Origin of the sequence: Enterobacter asburiae, from assembly GCF_001521715.1 — a bacterium.
GTDB classification, from domain to species: Bacteria; Pseudomonadota; Gammaproteobacteria; order Enterobacterales; family Enterobacteriaceae; genus Enterobacter; species Enterobacter asburiae.
Genome location: NZ_CP011863.1, coordinates 2,652,496 through 2,673,131, shown reverse-complemented (window position 1 = coordinate 2,673,131; position 20,636 = coordinate 2,652,496). Strand labels below are relative to the sequence as shown.

Annotated in this window: 23 protein-coding genes and 1 pseudogene; 18 read left to right on the top strand and 6 right to left on the bottom strand. The window is 55.6% G+C overall.

The genetic code is table 11. The features are described 5' to 3' along the window. The first annotated feature begins 168 nt into the window (after nt 1-168). Complete coding sequence (gene grcA, locus ACJ69_RS12990; RefSeq protein WP_029741127.1) at nt 169-552, top strand: autonomous glycyl radical cofactor GrcA; 384 nt, start codon at nt 169-171, stop codon at nt 550-552. Nucleotides 553-602: 50 nt separating this feature from the next. Here the strand turns inward: grcA and srmB are convergent, their stop codons facing one another. Continuing rightward, entirely contained in the window at nt 603-1,931 is a 1,329-nt protein-coding gene (gene srmB, locus ACJ69_RS12985) for an ATP-dependent RNA helicase SrmB (protein WP_023308854.1), read from the bottom strand. A gap of 132 nt (nt 1,932-2,063) precedes the next feature. On the opposite strand from srmB, the gene trmN reads away from it, so the two are divergent. After that, nucleotides 2,064-2,801 carry a tRNA(1)(Val) (adenine(37)-N(6))-methyltransferase TrmN gene (gene trmN, locus ACJ69_RS12980; protein WP_059347153.1) on the top strand — a complete coding sequence of 246 codons (738 nt, stop codon included), beginning with the start codon at nt 2,064-2,066 and terminating at the stop codon, nt 2,799-2,801. Here trmN and nadB read toward each other — a convergent pair. Next, nucleotides 2,786-4,405 (bottom strand): L-aspartate oxidase, encoded by a 1,620-nt coding sequence (gene nadB, locus ACJ69_RS12975; protein ID WP_047647045.1) that lies wholly within the window; start codon nt 4,403-4,405, stop codon nt 2,786-2,788. The two genes, trmN and nadB, sit on opposite strands and share 16 nt — an antisense overlap. Before the next feature lie 363 nt (nt 4,406-4,768). Between nadB and rseD the strand changes: the two genes are divergently transcribed. The 12 genes from rseD (at nt 4,769) to acpS (ending at nt 14,203) form a co-directional block, all read left to right on the top strand. After that, nucleotides 4,769-4,831 (top strand): rpoE leader peptide RseD, encoded by a 63-nt coding sequence (gene rseD, locus ACJ69_RS25750; RefSeq protein WP_229255512.1) that lies wholly within the window; start codon nt 4,769-4,771, stop codon nt 4,829-4,831. Then, the gene (gene rpoE, locus ACJ69_RS12970) at nt 4,828-5,403 is read left to right on the top strand and encodes an RNA polymerase sigma factor RpoE (protein WP_006176728.1); all 576 of its coding nucleotides are present in this window, start codon (nt 4,828-4,830) and stop codon (nt 5,401-5,403) included. Before rseD ends, rpoE begins: the two co-directional genes overlap by 4 nt. 31 nt (nt 5,404-5,434) lie before the next feature. Next, on the top strand, nt 5,435-6,085 hold the full coding sequence (gene rseA, locus ACJ69_RS12965) for an anti-sigma-E factor RseA (protein ID WP_008502186.1): 651 nt from the start codon (nt 5,435-5,437) through the stop codon (nt 6,083-6,085). After that, nucleotides 6,085-7,038, top strand: a complete 954-nt coding sequence (rseB, locus tag ACJ69_RS12960; protein ID WP_023308851.1) for a sigma-E factor regulatory protein RseB — start codon at nt 6,085-6,087, stop codon at nt 7,036-7,038. The genes rseA and rseB overlap by 1 nt, the downstream gene beginning before the upstream one ends. Further along, the gene (gene rseC, locus ACJ69_RS12955; protein ID WP_023308850.1) at nt 7,035-7,511 is read left to right on the top strand and encodes a SoxR-reducing system protein RseC; all 477 of its coding nucleotides are present in this window, start codon (nt 7,035-7,037) and stop codon (nt 7,509-7,511) included. The genes rseB and rseC overlap by 4 nt, the downstream gene beginning before the upstream one ends. Before the next feature lie 185 nt (nt 7,512-7,696). After that, entirely contained in the window at nt 7,697-9,496 is a 1,800-nt protein-coding gene (gene lepA / locus ACJ69_RS12950; protein ID WP_032659499.1) for a translation elongation factor 4, read from the top strand. A gap of 15 nt (nt 9,497-9,511) precedes the next feature. Continuing rightward, a complete protein-coding gene (gene lepB / locus ACJ69_RS12945; RefSeq protein WP_023308848.1) occupies nt 9,512-10,486 on the top strand; it encodes a signal peptidase I in 975 nt (324 codons plus the stop codon). A 222-nt stretch (nt 10,487-10,708) separates the two neighbouring features. After that, nucleotides 10,709-11,389: a ribonuclease III gene (rnc, locus tag ACJ69_RS12940; protein WP_003860711.1), complete on the top strand. Its 681-nt coding sequence runs from the start codon at nt 10,709-10,711 to the stop codon at nt 11,387-11,389. Further along, complete coding sequence (gene era, locus ACJ69_RS12935) at nt 11,386-12,291, top strand: GTPase Era (protein ID WP_006176722.1); 906 nt, start codon at nt 11,386-11,388, stop codon at nt 12,289-12,291. Before rnc ends, era begins: the two co-directional genes overlap by 4 nt. Nucleotides 12,292-12,308: 17 nt before the next feature. Further along, a complete protein-coding gene (recO, locus tag ACJ69_RS12930) occupies nt 12,309-13,016 on the top strand; it encodes a DNA repair protein RecO (protein ID WP_029741134.1) in 708 nt (235 codons plus the stop codon). A 75-nt stretch (nt 13,017-13,091) separates the two neighbouring features. Continuing rightward, on the top strand, nt 13,092-13,823 hold the full coding sequence (gene pdxJ / locus ACJ69_RS12925) for a pyridoxine 5'-phosphate synthase (RefSeq protein WP_032659491.1): 732 nt from the start codon (nt 13,092-13,094) through the stop codon (nt 13,821-13,823). Beyond that, nucleotides 13,823-14,203, top strand: a complete 381-nt coding sequence (acpS, locus tag ACJ69_RS12920; protein WP_023294331.1) for a holo-ACP synthase — start codon at nt 13,823-13,825, stop codon at nt 14,201-14,203. Before pdxJ ends, acpS begins: the two co-directional genes overlap by 1 nt. Here acpS and ACJ69_RS12915 read toward each other — a convergent pair. Together ACJ69_RS12915 and ACJ69_RS12910 are read right to left on the bottom strand one after the other, a co-directional pair. Beyond that, the gene (locus ACJ69_RS12915; protein WP_008502177.1) at nt 14,200-14,460 is read right to left on the bottom strand and encodes a YfhL family 4Fe-4S dicluster ferredoxin; all 261 of its coding nucleotides are present in this window, start codon (nt 14,458-14,460) and stop codon (nt 14,200-14,202) included. The genes acpS and ACJ69_RS12915 overlap by 4 nt on opposite strands. 46 nt (nt 14,461-14,506) lie before the next feature. Continuing rightward, complete coding sequence (locus ACJ69_RS12910) at nt 14,507-15,355, bottom strand: MurR/RpiR family transcriptional regulator (RefSeq protein WP_059347152.1); 849 nt, start codon at nt 15,353-15,355, stop codon at nt 14,507-14,509. Nucleotides 15,356-15,472: 117 nt separating this feature from the next. On the opposite strand from ACJ69_RS12910, the gene murQ reads away from it, so the two are divergent. Genes murQ through tadA form a run of 4 tightly spaced genes read left to right on the top strand, consistent with a single transcriptional unit; the run spans nt 15,473 to nt 18,942 of the window. Then, entirely contained in the window at nt 15,473-16,366 is an 894-nt protein-coding gene (murQ, locus tag ACJ69_RS12905) for an N-acetylmuramic acid 6-phosphate etherase (RefSeq protein ID WP_054829702.1), read from the top strand. Between the two features lie 11 nt (nt 16,367-16,377). Beyond that, a complete protein-coding gene (locus ACJ69_RS12900) occupies nt 16,378-17,739 on the top strand; it encodes a PTS transporter subunit EIIC (protein WP_059347151.1) in 1,362 nt (453 codons plus the stop codon). 3 nt (nt 17,740-17,742) lie between these two features. Then, nucleotides 17,743-18,378, top strand: coding sequence for a phosphatidylglycerophosphatase C (yfhb, locus tag ACJ69_RS12895; RefSeq protein WP_054829701.1), 636 nt, complete (start codon nt 17,743-17,745; stop codon nt 18,376-18,378). Between the two features lie 24 nt (nt 18,379-18,402). Beyond that, entirely contained in the window at nt 18,403-18,942 is a 540-nt protein-coding gene (gene tadA / locus ACJ69_RS12890) for a tRNA adenosine(34) deaminase TadA (protein ID WP_032659480.1), read from the top strand. On the opposite strand, the gene mltF is transcribed toward tadA, so the two are convergent. Together mltF and ACJ69_RS25985 are read right to left on the bottom strand one after the other, a co-directional pair. Continuing rightward, on the bottom strand, nt 18,830-20,380 hold the full coding sequence (mltF, locus tag ACJ69_RS12885) for a membrane-bound lytic murein transglycosylase MltF (protein ID WP_029741140.1): 1,551 nt from the start codon (nt 20,378-20,380) through the stop codon (nt 18,830-18,832). The two genes, tadA and mltF, sit on opposite strands and share 113 nt — an antisense overlap. A gap of 153 nt (nt 20,381-20,533) precedes the next feature. Then, a pseudogene (locus ACJ69_RS25985) lies at nt 20,534-20,613 on the bottom strand (hypothetical protein); the annotation flags it as partial. Nucleotides 20,614-20,636 lie beyond the last annotated feature (23 nt).

Here is a 20,636-nt window from a genome sequence, read left to right as displayed (position 1 = left end):
CTAAAACAATAAATTCAAACCACACTCTTTATGTGGTTGGTGTTTTTGTTGATTTAAATCAATAAATCACCGGGGTGTGAATGTTATATATACACACAAGAAACAATGGTTTTACCAATTGGCCTCGAGAGGCCGACACGAGTTAATGTAGCCTAAGGGAGGCAATACATGATTACAGGTATCCAGATTACTAAAGCTGCAAATGACGATCTGCTCAATTCTTTCTGGCTGCTGGACAGCGAGAAGAACGAAGCGCGCTGCGTCGTTGCGAAAGCGGGTTTTGCTGAAGATGAAATCGTACCGGTAAACAAACTGGGCGAAATCGAATACCGTGAAGTTCCTATGGAAGTGCAGCCGGAAGTGCGCGTGGAAGGTGGTCAGCACCTGAACGTAAACGTGCTGCGCCGCGAAACGCTGATGGATGCCGTTGAGCACCCAGAAAAATACCCACAGCTGACCATCCGCGTGTCTGGCTATGCGGTTCGCTTTAACTCACTGACTCCAGAACAGCAGCGCGACGTTATCGCCCGTACCTTTACTGAAAGCCTGTAACGGCTTCAGCAGGGGGGAATAAAAAAGCCGGGGATTTCCCCGGCTTTTTTTTACTCTTCAGTTTTCGTCTCTGGTGCGGCAGAGCTTGGCTTACGGCGTTTACCAATATTTTTGGTATCGCGGTGGCGCTGCTTCACGCGCGGTTTCTCTTTTTCTTTCTCTTTTCTCTCAGCACGTTTCGCGAGCGCTTTCTTGGACGGTTTACCCGTCATCTTTTCACTTGGCGCGCGCGTGGTCGGGCGGAGTTCGTCAATAACGCGCGCTTTCAACGGCTCATCAACATAGCGGCCAATCTTCTGCAGCAGCAGGTAGTCATGCGCTTCGACGAGTGAAATCGCAATCCCTTTGCGGCCCGCGCGGCCGGTACGGCCAATACGGTGCAGATAGGTATCTCCGCTGCGCGGCATATCGAAGTTAATGACGTGGCTGACGTCAGGGATGTCGATCCCGCGTGCGGCAACGTCAGTCGCAACCAGCACGTTAACGCGACCGTCGGTCAGACGCTTAATCCCTTCGGTACGCTTGATCTGCGCCATCTCGCCTTCAAGATAGCAGTTGTTGATCCCGGCGTTACGCAGCATTTCAGCCAGCTCGTGCACGCGCTCGCGCTTGCGAACAAAAACGATTGTGCGCAGAGCATCTTCCTGCTTCAGCAGATGTTTCAGCAATTCTACTTTGTGCTCGAGGTTGTCCGCGCGGTAGTACCACTGGTGGATCTTCTTACGCTCACGGGTGGACGGCGTTGCCGAGACTTCCACCGGATCTTCCAGCAGACGCTCTGCGAAGTCTTTGATCGCTTCCCCTTCGAGGGTGGCAGAGAACAGCATCGTCTGGTTACGCCAGCGCGTTTCCCCGGCAATGTGCTCGATATCCTGTGCGAAGCCCATGTCCAGCATGCGGTCGGCTTCGTCGAGGATCAGCGTTTCAACCGCACGACAGTCGAAGTTCTCTTCTTTAATGTACTGCAGCAGGCGGCCCGTCGTCGCAACGACGATGTCCTGGTTTTCGCTGAACACTTCGGCGTGGTTCATGTACGCAACGCCGCCGGTGATGGTGGCAATATCGAGATGAGTATTTGCCGCGAGTTCACGCGCGTGATCGGCAACCTGCATTGCCAGTTCGCGCGTAGGCGTCAGGATTAAAATACGCGGCGGGCCAGATTTTTTACGCGGAAAGTCGAGCAGATGCTGCAACACAGGCAGCAAATAGGCTGCTGTCTTCCCCGTGCCGGTTGGCGCAGAACCGAGCACATCGCGGCCCTCAAGCGCAGGCGGAATGGCCGCTGCCTGAATGGCGGTCGGGCGTGTAAAGCCTTTGCTCTCAAGTGCATTGAGCAGGCTTTCATCGAGTTCAAGTTCGGAAAAAGTCGTTACAGTCATGTTCTACCTCTGTGTGGGGCGCTGATTATAGACGTTACGGCTGTAATCTTCATCTGTTTGTATGGATATCGCTTTTCGGCCACTTCGCTTTCCCCTATGCTACTCCAGTTTCACTTAGAAGGTTGCCCCGACATGTCTCAACTCAAAGCGCAGCTGCGCCGCGATGGTTTTACGTTTAAACAATTTTTTGTCGCCCACGATCGCTGTGCCATGAAGGTCGGTACAGACGGTATTTTACTGGGAGCGTGGGCGCCTGTCGCAGGTGTTAAGCGTATTCTTGATATCGGTACCGGCAGCGGGCTGGTGGCCCTGATGCTGGCGCAGCGTACGGAAGAACATGTCATCATTGATGCCGTCGAACTGGACGCGCAGGCCGCAGAGCAGGCGAGTGACAATATGGCCGAATCCCCCTGGGCAGCCCGAATGAAGGTGGAATGCGCAGATGTGCTCGCCTGGGCGCCTGAACAAACCGCGCGTTACGATTTGATCGTCAGCAACCCTCCCTACTACGAACCCGGCGTTGAGTGCGGGACACCCGAGCGTGAACAGGCGCGTTATACCGGCTCCCTCGATCATAAAGCGCTGCTCACCAGTGCGGCAGAACTCATCTCCGAAGAAGGTTTTTTCTGTGTGGTCCTGCCTGAGAGTACCGGCAACACGTTTATCAGTATCGCGCTGGAGATCGGCTGGACGTTACGTCTGCGTACCGATATTTCGGATACGGAAGGACGACTGCCGCACCGCGTGCTGCTGGCGCTCTCGCCAAAAGAGGGTGAATGCTTTAATGACCGGATGGTGATCCGTGGGCCAGACCAGCGTTATTCCGAAGATTACACGGCTCTGACCCAGGCATTTTATCTGTTTATGTAAACCTGCGGGGCGAGTATCGACGGGCCGGACTCAGCAAGCTGATCCGGGTAGTCCAGGGTATAGTGCAGCCCGCGGCTCTCTTTACGCATCATCGCGCAGCGAACAATCAGCTCGGCCACCTGCACCAGATTGCGCAGCTCCAGCAGGTTATTGGATACGCGGAAATTGGCATAATACTCATCAATTTCCTGCTGCAGCATGGTGATGCGGCGCAAGGCGCGTTCCAGGCGTTTCGTGGTGCGCACAATCCCCACGTAGTCCCACATAAACAGCCGTAGCTCATGCCAGTTGTGCTGGATCACGACCAGCTCGTCCGGGTTATCCACCCGGCTTTCATCCCAGGCTGGCAACTGCTCTGTCTCGCGGGCGTAAGGCATGCGCTTCGTTATGTCTTCCGCCGCTGACCAGCCGTACACCAGACACTCAAGCAGCGAGTTAGAGGCCATACGGTTCGCGCCGTGAAGTCCGGTATAGCTGACCTCACCGATAGCATACAGACCGTCTACGTCAGTACGTCCATGATCGTCAACCATTACGCCACCGCAGGTATAGTGTGCCGCTGGCACAATGGGCACCGGATCGCGCGTTAAATCAATGCCAAGATTGAGCAGCTTCTCGTAAATCATCGGGAAATGCTGGCGAATGAACTCTGCTGGCTTATGGCTGATATCGAGATACATGCAGTCTACGCCAAGACGCTTCATTTCATGATCGATGGCGCGGGCAACGATATCGCGCGGGGCCAGTTCACCGCGGGCGTCAAAGTCGGGCATAAAACGGGAGCCGTCAGGGCGTTTCAGATAAGCGCCTTCACCGCGCAGGGCTTCCGTCAGCAGGAAGTTGCGCGCCTGAGGGTGGAACAGGGCGGTGGGGTGAAACTGATTAAACTCGAGGTTTGCCACCCGACAGCCAGCTCGCCAGGCCATAGCGATACCGTCGCCGGAGGCAATGTCCGGGTTCGTGGTGTACTGATACACCTTGGAGGCGCCGCCCGTCGCCAGTACCACAGCCTTCGCCTGACAGGTCTCCACCTTCTCTTTATTGCGGTTCCAGACCCAGGCGCCCACCACGCGACGCGTACCGGGCAGGCCAATCTTGTCAGAGATAATCAGGTCAACGGCATTGCTTCGCTCGAGAACCCGAATATTAGGATGGTTCAACGCTTTGCTGACCAGCGTGGTTTCCACTTCTTTTCCGGTGGCATCCGCTGCGTGCAGGATGCGGCGGTGGCTATGGCCGCCTTCGCGAGTCAGGTGGTAGCTCTCTTCACCGTTGGGTTGAACCTGAGTATCGAACAAGACGCCCTGGTCGATGAGCCACTGAACGCAGTGACGGGCATTGCTGGCGACAAACTCTGCGGCGTGTGCATCCACGATCCCGGCCCCGGCAATGAGCGTATCTTCGACGTGAGACGCAATGCTGTCTGTCTCATCAAACACGGCGGCAATGCCACCCTGGGCATAAAACGTAGAACCTTCACTTATCGGTCCTTTACTCAGAACGATAACGTTTTGATGCTCGGCCAGGCGCAGCGCCAGAGAGAGACCGGCAGCACCGCTGCCGATGATCAGTACATCACAATGGAGTTCAGGTGTTGTGTTCATGATTGTTGTTTAATTTACTAAACAGTGTTGGGGCAGAATAGCACCTGAATGCGATATATCGCACGTATTTTTTTAGAGGCTGTCGCAATGGCTAAACGCGTAAGCGGAGGTAAACGGAGGGTAAATGAGTGAAATTATTTTGCGAAGCAGATCGTTAGCGTCAGATTTTGTGGTGAAATAAAGCCTGTGTTGCGTTACTCTTCTGGCGGGAAAAAGATGTTTCTTGTCAGAAAGTGGTGCGTATCGTGAACAGACTTATAATGAGAGAAAATGAACAGTCTGCGGCGCGATGAACAAAAACAAAGGCGTTACGGAACTTATTGAAGATCAGACACTCTAAATGGTGCTTGCTCAAAGTGCGGTATTTTAGAGTGGCGTTTCGATAACGCGTGGAATTTAGGTTTGGGGAGACATTACCTCGGATGAGCGAGCAGTTAACGGACCAGGTCCTGGTTGAACGGGTCCAGAAGGGAGATCAGAAAGCCTTTAACCTACTGGTAGTCCGCTACCAGCATAAGGTGGCGAGCCTGGTTTCCCGCTATGTACCGTCAGGCGATGTGCCTGATGTGGTGCAAGAGTCTTTTATTAAGGCCTATCGCGCGCTGGATTCTTTCCGGGGAGATAGTGCTTTTTATACCTGGCTGTACCGTATTGCGGTCAATACGGCAAAGAATTATCTGGTCGCTCAGGGCCGTCGTCCGCCTTCAAGTGATGTGGACGCAATCGACGCCGAAAACTTCGAAAGTGGCGGCGCATTGAAAGAAATTTCGAACCCTGAGAACTTAATGTTGTCAGAAGAACTGAGACAAATCGTTTTTCGCACGATCGAGTCGCTCCCGGAAGATTTACGTATGGCAATTACGTTACGGGAGCTGGATGGTCTGAGCTATGAAGAGATAGCCGCTATCATGGATTGTCCGGTCGGCACGGTACGTTCACGAATTTTCCGTGCGCGAGAAGCTATTGATAATAAAGTTCAACCGCTTATCAGGCGTTGACGATAGCGGGATACTGGAAAAGGTATTAGGCATGCAGAAAGAAAAACTTTCCGCTTTAATGGATGGTGAAACGGTGGATAGTGAGCTGCTCAACGAGCTGTCTCATTCACCCGAAATGCAAGAGACCTGGGAGAGTTACCATCTCATCCGTGACACCCTTCGCGGTGACACCGGCGAGGTTCTCCATTTCGATATCTCAGCCCGCGTCATGGCGGCGATTGAGAATGAGCCTGTTCATCAGACCACTCCGCTGATTCCTGAAGCTCAACCCGCGCCTCACCAGTGGCAGAAAATGCCGTTCTGGCAAAAGGTGCGTCCGTGGGCCAGCCAGCTTACCCAAATGGGTGTGGCTGCATGCGTATCGCTTGCAGTTATTGTTGGCGTCCAGCACTATAATACTCAGTCTGAAACTAATCAGCAGCCAGAAGCGCCAGTGTTTAACACACTGCCGATGATGGGCAAAGCCAGCCCGGTAAGCTTGGGCGTACCGGCTGATGCATCCGCCAGCGGCGGCCAGCAACAGCAGGTTCAGGAGCAGCGCCGTCGCATTAATGCGATGTTGCAGGATTACGAGTTGCAGCGTCGTCTGCACTCTGAACAGCTTCAGTTTGAGCAGGCGCAGACACAGCAAGCTGCTGTGCAGGTGCCCGGAAACCAAACTTTAGGAACGCAATCGCAGTAATGAAGCAACTTTGGTTCGCCATGTCTCTGATGGCGGGTAGCCTGTTCTTCTCTGCCAACGCCTCGGCTGATGTTTCATCCGGGGCGTTGTTGCAGCAAATGAATCTGGCCAGCCAGTCACTCAATTACGAGTTGGCATTTATCAGCATCAATAAGCAGGGCGTCGAGTCGTTACGCTATCGCCATGCCCGTCTTGATAACCAGCCGCTCGCCCAGCTTCTACAGATGGATGGCCCGCGTCGGGAAGTTGTCCAGCGTGGTAACGAAATCAGCTATTTCGAGCCAGGCCTGGAGCCTTTCACGCTGAATGGCGACTATATCGTTGATTCCCTGCCGTCACTCATTTACACCGACTTTAAACGGCTTGCCCCTTACTACGATTTTATTTCGGTAGGGCGTACCCGCATCGCGGACAGACTGTGCGAGGTAATTCGCGTTGTTGCCCGGGACGGAACGCGATACAGCTATATCGTCTGGATTGATGCCGAAACCAAACTCCCCATGCGTGTTGACCTGCTCGACCGTGACGGTGAAACGCTGGAACAGTTCCGGGTTATCTCCTTCAGCGTGAACAATCAGGTCGGCAACAGCATGCAGAATCTGGCTAAGGCCAGCCTGCCGCCGCTGCTTTCTGTTCCTGCCGGGGATTCCGTTAATTTCAACTGGGTACCTGCCTGGATCCCACAAGGATTTAGCGAAGTGTCCAGCAGCCGTCGTCAGCTGCCAACGATTGAAACGCCGGTGGAATCGCGCCTCTATTCCGACGGCTTGTTCAGCTTCTCGGTGAATATCAATCGCGCAACGGCAAACAGCGCCGAACAAATGCTGCGTACCGGGCGTCGTACGGTGAGTACAACGGTACGCGATAACGCAGAGATCACCATTGTGGGAGAACTCCCTCCGCAGACGGCGAAGCGCATCTCCGACAGCATTAAATTCAGGGCTGCACAATGATCAAAGAGTGGGCGACGGTTGTCTCCTGGCAGAACGGCATTGCGCTGGTGAGCTGCGATGTAAAAGCCTCATGTAATAGCTGCGCATCCCGCGCCGGCTGCGGCAGCCGCGTGCTGAATAAGCTCGGGCCACAAACATCGCACACGATTTCTGTGCCAAGCGAACAGCCGCTGATGGCGGGGCAGAAGGTAGAACTGGGCATCGCGGAAGGCAGCCTGCTCAGCTCCGCTATGCTGGTGTATCTCTCTCCACTGGTCGGCCTGTTTATCATGGGCGGCCTGTTTCAGATGCTGTTTGGTACCGATGTGGCCGCTATGTGCGGTGCCGCATTGGGTGGCGTGGGGGGATTCTGGCTTGCCAAAGGGCTCTCTCCGACGCTCGCCGCACGCGAGGAGTGGCAGCCTGTCATTCTCAGCGTTGGGCTGGCGCCAGACCAGCTTCGTGTTGAAACGCTCTCTTCTGAGGCCCGGTGATCCATCGGGCTTTATCATTTTTTACACCCTAAAACAGAAAACGGCCTTTCTTCACGCTATACCTGCTTCTAAGTGCATTTCCAGGTAGCGAGGATGTAGTGTAGAATGCTGCGTTTTCGCACTGAAAAACGTCAGGCTAAGAACAGCGGCCTCCAGGAATTCGTAAGGCATAATTATTTAACTATATGAAGAACATACGTAACTTTTCGATCATTGCTCACATTGACCACGGTAAGTCGACGCTGTCTGACCGTATTATCCAGATTTGCGGTGGCCTGTCTGATCGTGAAATGGAAGCCCAGGTTCTGGACTCCATGGACCTGGAACGCGAACGCGGTATCACCATTAAAGCGCAGAGCGTTACGCTTGATTACAAAGCGGCTGATGGTGAAACCTATCAACTGAACTTTATCGACACCCCAGGCCACGTTGACTTCTCCTATGAGGTTTCACGCTCGCTCGCGGCCTGTGAAGGCGCGCTGCTGGTGGTGGATGCCGGGCAGGGCGTTGAAGCCCAGACCCTCGCAAACTGCTACACCGCGATGGAAATGGATCTCGAAGTTGTGCCGGTTCTGAACAAGATCGACCTGCCAGCCGCCGACCCTGAACGCGTAGCGGAAGAGATTGAAGATATCGTCGGCATTGACGCGACCGATGCCGTGCGCTGCTCCGCGAAAACCGGTGTGGGCGTGACCGACGTGCTTGAACGCCTGGTACGTGACATTCCGGCCCCGGAAGGCGATCCGGATGGTCCGCTGCAGGCGCTGATTATCGACTCCTGGTTCGATAACTATCTGGGCGTTGTCTCTCTGGTGCGTATTAAAAACGGCACCATGCGTAAAGGCGACAAAATCAAGGTAATGAGTACCGGACAGGTCTACAACGCCGACCGTCTGGGCATCTTCACGCCAAAACAGGTTGACCGTACCGAGCTGAGATGTGGCGAGGTAGGCTGGCTGGTCTGCGCCATTAAAGACATCCTCGGCGCGCCGGTGGGCGATACCCTGACCGGCGCCCGTAACCCGGCAGATAAAGCGCTGCCAGGCTTTAAAAAGGTGAAACCGCAGGTTTACGCGGGTCTGTTCCCGGTCAGCTCTGACGACTACGAAAACTTCCGTGACGCGCTCGGTAAACTGAGCCTGAACGATGCTTCCCTGTTCTACGAGCCAGAAAGCTCAACGGCGCTGGGCTTCGGCTTCCGCTGTGGCTTCCTCGGTCTGCTGCACATGGAGATCATTCAGGAGCGTCTGGAGCGTGAATACGATCTGGATCTGATCACCACGGCGCCGACCGTAGTCTATGAAGTTGAAACCACCTCGAAAGAAGTGATCTACGTCGATAGCCCGTCCAAGCTGCCGCCGCTGAACAACATTCAGGAGCTGCGTGAGCCTATTGCAGAGTGTCACATGCTGCTGCCGCAGGAATTCCTGGGGAACGTCATTACGCTGTGTATTGAGAAGCGTGGCGTGCAGACCAACATGGTTTACCACGGTAACCAGGTGGCGCTGACCTATGAGATCCCGATGGCGGAAGTGGTACTCGACTTCTTCGACCGTCTGAAGTCGACCTCCCGTGGCTATGCGTCACTGGATTACAACTTCAAACGCTTCCAGGCCTCCAACATGGTGCGTGTGGACGTGCTGATCAACGGCGAGCGCGTGGATGCGCTGGCGCTGATCACCCACAACGACAATGCGCCGTACCGCGGCCGCGAGCTGGTTGAGAAGATGAAAGATCTTATCCCGCGTCAGCAGTTCGATATCGCGATTCAGGCTGCGATTGGCAACCACATTATCGCGCGTTCAACTGTGAAACAGCTGCGCAAAAACGTTCTGGCGAAGTGCTATGGCGGTGACGTCAGCCGTAAGAAAAAGCTGCTGCAGAAGCAGAAAGAAGGTAAGAAGCGTATGAAGCAGGTCGGTAACGTCGAGCTGCCGCAGGAAGCATTCCTTGCCATCCTTCATGTTGGTAAAGACGGCAAATAACCCTAAGGAGTTGGCATGGCGAACATGTTTGCCCTGATCCTGGTCATTGCTACCCTGGTGACAGGTCTGCTGTGGTGTCTGGATAAGTTTATCTTCGCCCCAAAACGTCGTGAACGTCAGGCTGCCGCTCAGGCAGCCACTGGAGATGGGATTGACGCTAAAACCCTGAAGAAAGTCGGCCCGAAACCGGGCTGGCTGGAAACGGGCGCCTCGGTATTTCCGGTGCTGGCAATTGTGCTGGTGGTACGTTCGTTTATTTACGAGCCGTTCCAAATCCCATCAGGTTCAATGATGCCAACACTGCTGATTGGTGATTTTATTCTGGTAGAGAAGTTTGCCTACGGCATTAAAGATCCTATCTACCAAAAGACGCTGATCGAAACCGGTCATCCGAAACGTGGCGACATCGTGGTGTTTAAATATCCGGAAGATCCGCGCTTGGACTACATCAAGCGCGCGGTAGGTCTGCCGGGTGATAAAGTGACTTACGATCCGGTTGCGAAAGAAGTCACCGTTCAGCCGGGCTGCAGCTCCGGTACCGCATGTGAAAACGCGCTGCCAATCACTTACTCAAACGTTGAGCCAAGTGATTTTGTGCAGACCTTCGCCCGTCGTAACGGCGGCGAAGCGACCAGCGGATTCTTCCAGGTACCGAAAGGTGAAACCAAAGAGGACGGCATCCGTCTGGTTGAGCGCAAAGAGACGCTGGGCGATGTGACGCACCGAATCCTCACTGTGCCAATCGCGCAGGATCAGCTGGGTATGTACTATCGCCAGCCGGGCCAGCAGCTGGCGAGCTGGATTGTACCGCCAGGACATTACTTCATGATGGGTGACAACCGCGATAACTCTGCGGACAGCCGTTACTGGGGCTTTGTGCCGGAAGCGAATCTGGTCGGAAAAGCCACCGCCATCTGGATGAGTTTTGAGAAGCAGGAAGGCGAATGGCCGACCGGTGTACGCCTGAATCGTATCGGCGGAATCCATTAATTCTCAATAAATGAACGCGTAGCCGCTTTAATTAGCGGCTACGTGAATTATTTCCACGATAAATCTCTTCGAACTAACGACATCCCCTGTCGTTGTGTATAGAATATTCCCCCGAAGTTTAAGGTTGGCCCTGCAAGGGTGCCACGGCACACGAAACCGCGTTGGTTTTCTCAGGTCGGTTTCGTGTGCTGCATTTTTGACGCATTCATTTATTGGTATCGCATGAACCCCATCGTAATTAATCGGCTTCAACGGAAGCTGGGCTACACTTTTCATCATCAGGAGTTGTTGCAACAGGCATTAACCCACCGCAGTGCCAGCAGCAAACATAATGAGCGTCTCGAGTTTTTAGGCGACTCTATTTTAAGTTTCGTGATTGCGAATGCGCTTTATCACCGTTTCCCGCGTGTGGATGAAGGGGATATGAGCCGCATGCGTGCCACGCTGGTTAGGGGTAATACCCTTGCGGAAATCGCGCGCGAGTTTGAACTGGGCGAATGTCTGCGTCTTGGACCGGGTGAACTGAAAAGCGGCGGCTTCCGTCGTGAATCTATTCTTGCCGATACGGTCGAAGCATTAATTGGTGGTGTGTTCCTGGACAGCGATATCCAGACCGTAGAAAAGCTGATCCTGAACTGGTATCAGACCCGTCTGGACGAAATTAGCCCGGGCGATAAACAAAAAGATCCGAAAACGCGTCTGCAGGAATATTTGCAGGGTCGTCATCTGCCGCTGCCGTCTTATCTGGTGGTACAGGTGCGTGGCGAAGCGCACGATCAGGAATTTACCATCCATTGCCAGGTCAGTGGCCTGAGTGAACCGGTGGTGGGCACAGGTTCAAGCCGTCGTAAGGCTGAACAGGCTGCCGCCGAACAGGCGTTAAAAATGCTGGAGCTGGAATGAGCGAAGAAAAAACCTATTGCGGATTTATTGCCATCGTCGGACGTCCGAACGTTGGCAAATCCACCCTGCTGAATAATCTGCTTGGGCAGAAGATTTCAATCACCTCGCGTAAGGCGCAGACCACGCGTCACCGCATCGTCGGCATCCATACTGAAGGCGCGTATCAGGCGATCTACGTCGATACCCCGGGCCTGCACATGGAAGAGAAGCGCGCCATCAACCGCCTGATGAACAAGGCGGCGAGCAGCTCGATCGGCGATGTAGAGCTGGTGATTTTCGTTGTGGAAGGCACCCGCTGGACGCCGGACGACGAGATGGTGCTGAACAAGCTGCGTGACGGTAAAACGCCGGTCATCCTCGCGGTCAACAAAGTTGATAACGTGCAGGAAAAGGCCGACCTGCTTCCGCATCTGCAGTGGCTCGGTAGCCAGATGAACTTCCTCGACATCGTTCCGCTGTCTGCTGAGACCGGTCTGAACGTTGATACCATCGCGGGCATCGTGCGTAAGCATCTGCCGGAAGCGATTCATCACTTCCCGGAAGACTACATCACCGATCGCTCTCAGCGCTTTATGGCGTCTGAAATCATCCGTGAAAAGCTGATGCGTTTCCTGGGTGCTGAACTGCCTTACTCCGTAACGGTAGAGATCGAGCGTTTCCAGACCAACGAGCGCGGTGGCTACGACATCAACGGCCTGATCCTCGTTGAGCGCGAAGGGCAGAAGAAGATGGTGATCGGCAATAAAGGGGCCAAGATCAAAACCATCGGTATTGAAGCCCGTAAGGATATGATGGAAATGTTCGAAGCGCCGGTTCACCTCGAACTGTGGGTGAAAGTGAAATCTGGCTGGGCCGATGATGAGCGTGCTCTGCGCAGCCTCGGTTACGGCGAAGACCAGTAACTTAAGACGACGAGCATATGGATGGATGGCAGCGCGCCTTTGTCCTGCATAGTCGTCCCTGGAGCGAAACCAGCCTTATGCTGGACGTCTTCACGGAAGAGTCGGGCCGCGTGCGCCTTGTTGCGAAAGGCGCACGTTCCAAACGTTCTAATCTGAAAGGTGCCCTACAGCCTTTCACGCCGCTACTGGTTCGCTTCGGTGGGCGAGGGGAAGTAAAAACCCTGCGCAGCGCTGAAGCCGTCTCCCTGGCGCTTCCTCTTTCCGGCATCACGCTCTACAGCGGTCTGTATGTCAACGAACTCATCTCACGCGTTCTTGAACATGAGACCCGCTTCTCTGAACTTTTCTTCGATTATCTGCACTGTATCCAGGCGCTGGCTGGCGCAACCGGCACGCCCGAACCCGCCTTGCGTCGTTTTGAACTGGCGCTGCTGGGCCACCTCGGATACGGCGTAGATTTTCTGCACTGCGCGGGCAGTGGTGACGAGATAGAAGACACCATGACCTACCGCTACCGCGAAGAAAAAGGCTTCATTGCCAGTATCGTGATAGACAACAGCACCTTTACCGGGCGCCAGCTCCGGGCGCTGTATGAGCGCGAGTTTCCCGATCTGGATACCCTGCGCGCAGCAAAACGCTTTACCCGGATTGCCCTCAAGCCGTATCTTGGCGGCAAGCCCTTAAAGAGCCGCGAATTATTCAGGCAGTTTGTGCCGAAACGTTAACGTTTTACCCCTCACCCCAGCCCTCTCCCGGAGGGAGAGGGGGAAGAGAAATGAACCAAAATACCGAGGATTGTCATGGCTGAATTACTGTTAGGCGTCAACATCGACCACATCGCCACGCTGCGTAATGCGCGCGGCACGGCGTATCCCGATCCGGTTCAGGCGGCGTTTATCGCTGAACAGGCTGGCGCCGACGGCATTACCGTTCACCTGCGTGAAGACCGTCGCCATATCACCGATCGCGACGTGCGCATTCTGCGTCAGACGCTGGACACCCGAATGAATCTGGAGATGGCGGTCACCGAAGAGATGCTGGCGATTGCCTGCGAGACCCAGCCGCACTTCTGCTGCCTGGTGCCGGAAAAACGCCAGGAAGTGACCACCGAAGGCGGTCTGGATGTGGCCGGTCAGCTCGACAAAATGCGCGATGCCTGCAAGCGCCTGGCGGATGCCGGTATCCTGGTTTCTCTGTTTATCGACGCCGATTTCGCCCAGATTAAAGCGGCGGCCGACGTGGGCGCACCGTATATCGAAATCCACACCGGCTGCTATGCCGATGCCAAAAATGATGCCGAACAGGCCAAAGAGCTGGAACGTATTGCCAAAGCGGCCACGTATGCTTCAAGTCTGGGACTGAAGGTGAACGCCGGTCACGGCCTGACCTACCATAACGTGAAGGCGATTGCCGCTCTGCCGGAAATGCACGAGCTGAACATCGGCCACGCCATCATTGGCCGCGCGGTGATGAGCGGCCTGAAAGAGGCGGTTTCAGAGATGAAACGCCTGATGCAGGAAGCGCGTCAGTAATGGCCATTCTGGGCTTAGGCACCGATATCGTTGAAATAGCCCGCATTGAAGCGGTGATCGCCCGTAGCGGCGATCGCCTCGCAAGACGCGTGCTGAGCGATAACGAGTGGGCCATCTGGGAAGCGCATCAGCAGCCGGTGCGTTTTCTGGCAAAGCGCTTTGCGGTAAAAGAGGCGGCGGCCAAAGCCTTCGGGACCGGCATTCGTAACGGCCTGGCGTTTAATCAGTTCGAAGTGTTTAACGATGAGCTGGGCAAACCGAGCCTGCGTCTGTGGGGAGAAGCGCAAAAGCTGGCGGAAAAGCTGGGGGTGAATCACATGCACGTGACGATCGCGGATGAACGCCACTATGCCAGCGCTACGGTGATCATCGAAAGTTAAAGCTTGTCCGCGTGGTGCATCAGGACAAACTTATCCCATAGCTGCTCTTCGCTCTCGACGTGGGCCGGATCCTTCAGGATGGTATTCGGGATCGGGCACACTTTTTGACAGGTCGGCGTTTCATAGTGGCCGATGCATTCCGTGCAGCGGTCGCTGTTAATCTCATAAATGCTGTCGCCCATCGAAATCGCCTGGTTCGGGCATTCGGGCTCGCACATATCGCAATTAATGCATTTTTTGGTAATTAACAGCGCCATCAGGAAATTCTCAGAAACAACACAAACCGGGCGGGCATTATACGCGTCAAACCAGTTTCTTTACCAGTTCTTCGCTGTGACGAATGCGCTCGGGTGCGCGCTCCAGATCCTGCTGCACCAGCGCCATAAACAGCAGGTCCGTCAGCATCATTTGCGCGCTGGTAGACGAGATAGCCGCGCTGCGCGTGGCCTGCTCTTCGGCAATGGTATATAAACAGCGCGTTGCCCGCTGCTGCATGGCATTCGGCGTAAAACCGGTGATCGCCAGAATTTTACCGCCGACGCGCAGCGCTTCATCGGTTGCCATGTTGATTTCACGGCGCTCGCCGGAGTAGGAGATGGCCAGCAGCAGATCGTCAGGATCCATTGCCTGTACGGTCGCCAGCAGGGCGTGCATATCCTGCTCGACGATGGCGTTAAGCCCAATTTTCGTCAGCTTCCAGCCGAAGTTACGCGCTACAAGTCCGGACGCGCCGATACCGGTCAGAATGATCCTCCGCGCGCCGCGCAGCATCGCCACGCTCTCCAGCAGCTTCTCTTCGGTGTTCACATCGAGCGTCGCGTGCATAGCCGCCACGTTCTCTTTGATCAGCTTTTCGCCAACCAGCCGCATCGGGTCATCGCCGCGGATCTGATTATGCACCGGCATTGACTGCGGGTTGGGGTTGCTCACCAGCGCTTCGCTGATCGCCAGCTTGAGGGCGGGGAACCCCTTAAAGCCAATCTTCTGGGCAAATTTCACCACGCTGGACTGGCTCACGCCGGCTTCACTCGCCAGCTGCTGCGAGCTGAGATGGCGTGCATGGTCGGGTTGAGAAAGCAGAAAATCCGCCAGCTTCTTGTCGCTTTGGGCAAAGCCTGCGTAGCGCTGGCGAATGCGAATTAAACAGTTCATACGGTCTCCTGGCGAAAATGTGATTATCTGCTCAAATAAGAATTTTGCTCGCCTGAATGAATTTTATATTCCATTATAGTGTGATTACTATGAATTAAAAATTCTTGAGGTGCAAAAATGAATCTTGGCTCACTTGTTTCTGAAACGCGTAACCCGCAAACCATGGATCTGGATGCGCTCTCCACCCTGGAGCTGGTTAACCGCTTTAATCAACAGGATACGCTGGTCGCACAGGCAGTGAAAGAGACATTACCCGAGGTGGCGAAAGCTGTCGATGCGGCGGCGGAAGCCCTCAAGGCCGGCGGCCGTATTATCTACATGGGGGCGGGCACCAGCGGGCGCCTTGGGGTGCTGGATGCGTCAGAATGTCCGCCAACCTTTGGGGTTCCGCACGGTCTGGTCGTTGGGTTGATTGCCGGTGGACCCGGCGCGCTGCTAAAAGCCGTTGAAGGGGCGGAAGATAACAAACAGCTGGGTGAGGATGACCTGAAGGGTCTGAATCTGACCGCGAAGGATCTGGTGGTCGGGCTGGCGGCATCCGGGCGTACGCCGTACGTCATTGGCGGCCTGGAATACGCCAACCAGACCGGCTGCACGACGGTGGCCATCTCCTGTAATCCGGGCTCCCCGATTGCGCAGGTGGCCGCTATCGCTATCTCTCCGGTTGTCGGGCCGGAAGCGCTCACCGGCTCCACGCGCCTGAAATCCGGGACCGCGCAAAAGCTGGTGCTCAATATGATCTCCACCGGCGCGATGGTGAAGTTCGGCAAGGTGTATCAGAACCTGATGGTGGATATGCAGGCCACCAACGTCAAGCTGGTGGACAGAGCCTGCCGCATGGTGATGGAGGCAACAGGCGCAGGCCGTGAAGAGGCAGAAGCGGTCCTCAAGCAGACCGATCACGATGTTAAACCGGCCATTCTGATGATCTTAAGCGGGCTGGATGCGGCGGCCGCGAGAGCCAAACTCGCTGCGCATAACGGCTTCTTACGGGCGGCATTAGAAAACTAACAGAGGCGTCTATGGACAAAACAGCAGCGCTCGCCAGCGATATCCTGCAGGGGATTGGTGGGGAAAAAAATATTCAGCGTCTCGAAAACTGCATGACGCGCGTGCGCGTCGAGGTGCATAACGACGACCAGCTTGACGTGCCGCGCCTGAAGCAACTGTCCGGCGTCAGCGGCTACGTGAAACAAGGGCAGCAGCACCAGCTGATCGTCGGGCCGGGGAAAGCGGCGCAGGTTGTCGATGCCATGCGCGCGCTAATGGGCGTTAGCGCGAGCGCGTCGATGGACGATGCGGAGCGCACCAAAGCGCAGGCAAAGGCCAAATACAAAGCCCCCATGAGCGATGCGCTGCGTCAGCTGGCAAACGTCTTCATTCCGCTGATCCCGGCGTTTATTGCCTCAGGCCTGATCACCGGGATCATCAACATCCTCAAGCGACCGGATATTGTGGGGGATTTCGCCACGCAGTATCCGAACCTGCTGGGGATTCTCGGGATCTTCGGCAGCGCTGTTTTCGCCATCATGAACATTCTGGTCGGGGTGAATACCGCGAAGGTGTTTGGTGCATCGCTGGCGATGGGCGGGGTAATGGCGGGCATCTTGTCCAGCCCGCAGCTGGCGCAGATAACGCTGTTTGGCGAGGCGCTCCAGCCCGGGCGCGGCGGGGTGATTGCCGTGCTGCTGGTGGTCATCCTGATGAGCTGGATCGAGAAAAGGCTGCGTGCGATCCTGCCTGGCTCGATCGAGCTGATTCTCAACCCGCTATTGACCACGCTGATTACCGGTAGCGTAGCGATTGTGGCCCTCCAGCCGTTAGGCGGGTGGATCTCTGAAGCCATCGCTCACGGTGCGTCTCTGGCCATTGACCGCGGCGGGCTGCTGGTTGGCGCTGTGCTTTCCGGTACCTTCCTGCCGCTGGTGCTGACCGGCCTGCACCAGGGGCTGGTGCCGATCCACGTCGAGCTGGTGCAGTCGCACGGCTATAACGCGCTGCTGCCTATCCTGTCGATGGCGGGCGTGGGGCAGGTCGGCGCGGCGATTGCCGTACTGATGAAAACTCGCAACGCGCGTCTGAAAAAAATGATTAAAGGCGCACTCCCGGTCGGACTGCTCGGCATCGGTGAGCCGCTGATTTTCGGCGTTACGCTGCCGCTGGGTAAACCGTTCCTCGCCGCCTGTCTGGGCGGCGCGGTGGGCGGGGCGCTCATTAGCTACTGGAAAGTCGCTACCGTTATCACCTTTGGTCTTTCCGGTTTACCGCTGGCATTAACCATCGTGACCGGAAAAGTGATGCTCTACCTGTTAGGCTATTTAGTAGCGGTGATCGCCGGGTTCCTGTTTACCTGGCTGTTAGGTTTCAACGACCCAGAGGAGTAAGGTTTGGCAAATCACGGGCGTCGCGTTGTCTTTTTCGACCTTGATGGAACGCTGCATCAGCAGGATATGTTTGGTACGTTTATGCGTTACCTGCTGCGGCGTCAGCCTTTGAATGCGCTGATCGTGCTGCCGCTCTTACCGGTTATCGGTATCGCGCTGCTGGTGAAAGGCCGGGCGGCGCGATGGCCGATGAGTTTGCTGCTGTGGGGATGTACCTTTGGTCACAGCGAAGCGCGGCTCAAACAGCTCGAAAAGGATTTTGCGCACTGGTTTCGCGGCCACGTCGCCGCCTTTCCGGTGGTGCAGGCGCGCCTGACCAGCTACCTTGATGCGAACGATGCCGACATCTGGCTGATTACCGGCTCCCCGCAGACGCTGGTGGAGCAGGTTTATTTTGATACCCCCTGGCTTCCGCGCGTGAATCTTATCGCCACGCAAATTAGCCGCGGCTACGGCGGCTGGGTGCTGACCCTGCGCTGCCTGGGGCATGAAAAAGTGGTCCAGCTGGAGAAACGCATCGGTACGCCGCTGCGCCTGTACAGCGGCTACAGCGACAGCAAGCAGGACAATCCGCTGCTCTATTTTTGCCAGCACCGCTGGCGCGTCACGCCATCAGGCGAACTTCAGCAACTCGAATAGTCTTCTCTAAAACTGGCGTGTATAATGCCGCCCGCTTTTCGACTGGAGTATCAACCGTTGTCCAACCCTGAATACAATCATGAATACTGGATGCGCCACGCGCTGACGCTGGCTCAACGCGCCTGGGAAGAGGGCGAAGTGCCCGTGGGCGCGGTGCTGGTTCATAACAACCAGGTGATTGGCGAAGGGTGGAACCGTCCTATTGGTCGCCACGATCCTACTGCGCATGCCGAAATCATGGCGCTTCGCCAGGGCGGTCTGGTGCTGCAAAACTATCGCCTGCTTGATACCACGCTGTACGTGACGCTGGAGCCGTGCGTGATGTGCTCCGGCGCGATGGTGCACAGCCGGATCGGGACGTTGGTTTTCGGCGCGCGGGATGAAAAAACCGGTGCGGCCGGTTCGCTGATGGACGTGCTGGGTCACCCGGGTATGAACCACCAGGTGAAGACTATCGGTGGGGTGCTTGCACCAGAGTGTTCGGGGCTATTAAGCGATTTCTTTCGAATGCGCCGTCAGCAGAAAAAGCAGCAAAAGGCAGAATTGAAGCTGTCGGACGATTAAGCTCGTCCGGCGCCACCACCGGGTAACTTTGAGCCAGCTGTTTGGCCTCCGTCGCCTCTTTCTCTTTCTCCAGCAGATACCCGACCAGGCTAATCTGATATTTACGGATATTTTCAACGTAGGCGTAGGCTTCATGTCCACGCGCGTAGCCGTATGTCAGCTTGTTATACCATGGCTTCTGGCTCAGCAGCGGCAGGCGCTGCTTAACGTCTGACCAGCTGTCCGGATTACCTTTCGTTTTGGCCGTCAACGCTCGCGCATCAAGCATATGCGCGTAGCCCATATTGTAGGCCGCCAGCGCAAACCAGATCCGCTCTTCCTCCGGCACCGTTTCCGGTACTTTGGCCATCATATCCTGCAGATAGCGCGCACCGCCGCTGATGCTCTGTTCGGCATCGGTACGGTCATTGACGCCCAGGCTCAGCGCGGTATTTTTGGTTAACATCATCAAACCGCGTACGCCCGTGGGCGACGTGGCCTGGGTGTCCCAGTGGGATTCCTGATACGAAATAGCCGCCAGCAGCTTCCAGTCAATCTCCTGGGCGTATTTTTCGAACAACGGCTGCAGGTCCGGCAGGACGCTGTCTACCGCGCGCAGGAAGCTGCGGGTGTCAACGTAGTCAAAGTCATCGCCGTGCCCGAGGTACTTCTCCTCGAGACGCGCCAGGGTACCGTCTTCATTGATGGTGTTGAAGAAATCAAGCATCGCGGCAGAGAAGGTCTGATCGTCATCAAGCTGGCTAAACCAGGTCACGGGCTGCTCGTCGGTGACGTCCAGCGCCACGGCGATTTCAGGGTGAACGCGCTGGAACAGGCTGATCGCAACCGAATCGGCGATGGTGTACGGCACCTTCTGATCTTTTACCTGCTCCAGCAGCTCCGTCGTGCCGAGTTTCGGATCCACCGTCCAGCTCAGGTCGGGATATTTCTTCTCCTTAAGCTCCCGCAGATCGTCAATCACCACGTGGCCGGGCGCAATCGTCAGCTGCCGATCGTTAATTGACGCCAGAGAGCGCGGGCGCAGGCTCCCGACGCGGTAAACCAGCTGCTGAGAAACGGAGTAGTAGGTCGGGCCTGGCTGGTAGTTCTTGCTGCGCTCGCTGTTATACACCAGCCCGGCGGCAAGCATGTCGGCATCGTCGTTATCGAGGTCGTCAAACAGCTCGTTGATATTCTGGCGGACGGTGATTTTAAGCTTCACGCCAAGATAGTCGGCGAACTGTTGTGCCAGCTCGTAATCCAGGCCAATGATTTTGCCGTTGACGTCGCTGTAAATCAGCGGGGAGTTGAGGGTACTGACGCGCAATTCCCCCCGCTCCTGAATGGCGGCGATACGGTTTTCGGCTTTGCCGAACCAGGGGATGGAAGGCCAGAGGGCCACTGCCAGCAGCAACGTTACAATGCCGATGAGCAGATAATTAATCTTTAATTTTTTCAATTAGTTAATTCTCTGCGACGCCGGTTGCCTCAGTCTGCTGTAGCCATGTTAATCATAAGGTTTGCCATTGAATGAGCGGCATTTTGCGTAAACTTACGCCACTTGGCAACCAATTAGAGAGACAGGTCACATCTATTGTTAAATCTCTGTGCAAATTTTATTTCGACGCAAACGGTTTCGTCGGCGCTCAGGATTCTCTATAATGACGCCCGTTTTCCCCCCCTTGCGCACACTGTAAGCGCCCCGGCGCTTCGAA

Coding starts and splice junctions, on each gene's coding strand:
- era (WP_006176722.1), top strand. CDS start 11,386: ATGAGCGAAGAAAAAACCTATTGCGGATTTATTGCCATCGTCGGACGT.
- tadA (WP_032659480.1), top strand. CDS start 18,403: ATGCCGCCCGCTTTTCGACTGGAGTATCAACCGTTGTCCAACCCTGAA.
- pdxJ (WP_032659491.1), top strand. CDS start 13,092: ATGGCTGAATTACTGTTAGGCGTCAACATCGACCACATCGCCACGCTG.
- recO (WP_029741134.1), top strand. CDS start 12,309: ATGGATGGATGGCAGCGCGCCTTTGTCCTGCATAGTCGTCCCTGGAGC.
- rpoE (WP_006176728.1), top strand. CDS start 4,828: ATGAGCGAGCAGTTAACGGACCAGGTCCTGGTTGAACGGGTCCAGAAG.
- lepA (WP_032659499.1), top strand. CDS start 7,697: ATGAAGAACATACGTAACTTTTCGATCATTGCTCACATTGACCACGGT.
- ACJ69_RS12900 (WP_059347151.1), top strand. CDS start 16,378: ATGGACAAAACAGCAGCGCTCGCCAGCGATATCCTGCAGGGGATTGGT.
- trmN (WP_059347153.1), top strand. CDS start 2,064: ATGTCTCAACTCAAAGCGCAGCTGCGCCGCGATGGTTTTACGTTTAAA.
- ACJ69_RS12915 (WP_008502177.1), bottom strand. CDS start 14,460: ATGGCGCTGTTAATTACCAAAAAATGCATTAATTGCGATATGTGCGAG.
- grcA (WP_029741127.1), top strand. CDS start 169: ATGATTACAGGTATCCAGATTACTAAAGCTGCAAATGACGATCTGCTC.
- rseC (WP_023308850.1), top strand. CDS start 7,035: ATGATCAAAGAGTGGGCGACGGTTGTCTCCTGGCAGAACGGCATTGCG.
- rseA (WP_008502186.1), top strand. CDS start 5,435: ATGCAGAAAGAAAAACTTTCCGCTTTAATGGATGGTGAAACGGTGGAT.
- lepB (WP_023308848.1), top strand. CDS start 9,512: ATGGCGAACATGTTTGCCCTGATCCTGGTCATTGCTACCCTGGTGACA.
- rseB (WP_023308851.1), top strand. CDS start 6,085: ATGAAGCAACTTTGGTTCGCCATGTCTCTGATGGCGGGTAGCCTGTTC.
- srmB (WP_023308854.1), bottom strand. CDS start 1,931: ATGACTGTAACGACTTTTTCCGAACTTGAACTCGATGAAAGCCTGCTC.
- acpS (WP_023294331.1), top strand. CDS start 13,823: ATGGCCATTCTGGGCTTAGGCACCGATATCGTTGAAATAGCCCGCATT.
- murQ (WP_054829702.1), top strand. CDS start 15,473: ATGAATCTTGGCTCACTTGTTTCTGAAACGCGTAACCCGCAAACCATG.
- rnc (WP_003860711.1), top strand. CDS start 10,709: ATGAACCCCATCGTAATTAATCGGCTTCAACGGAAGCTGGGCTACACT.
- ACJ69_RS12910 (WP_059347152.1), bottom strand. CDS start 15,355: ATGAACTGTTTAATTCGCATTCGCCAGCGCTACGCAGGCTTTGCCCAA.
- nadB (WP_047647045.1), bottom strand. CDS start 4,405: ATGAACACAACACCTGAACTCCATTGTGATGTACTGATCATCGGCAGC.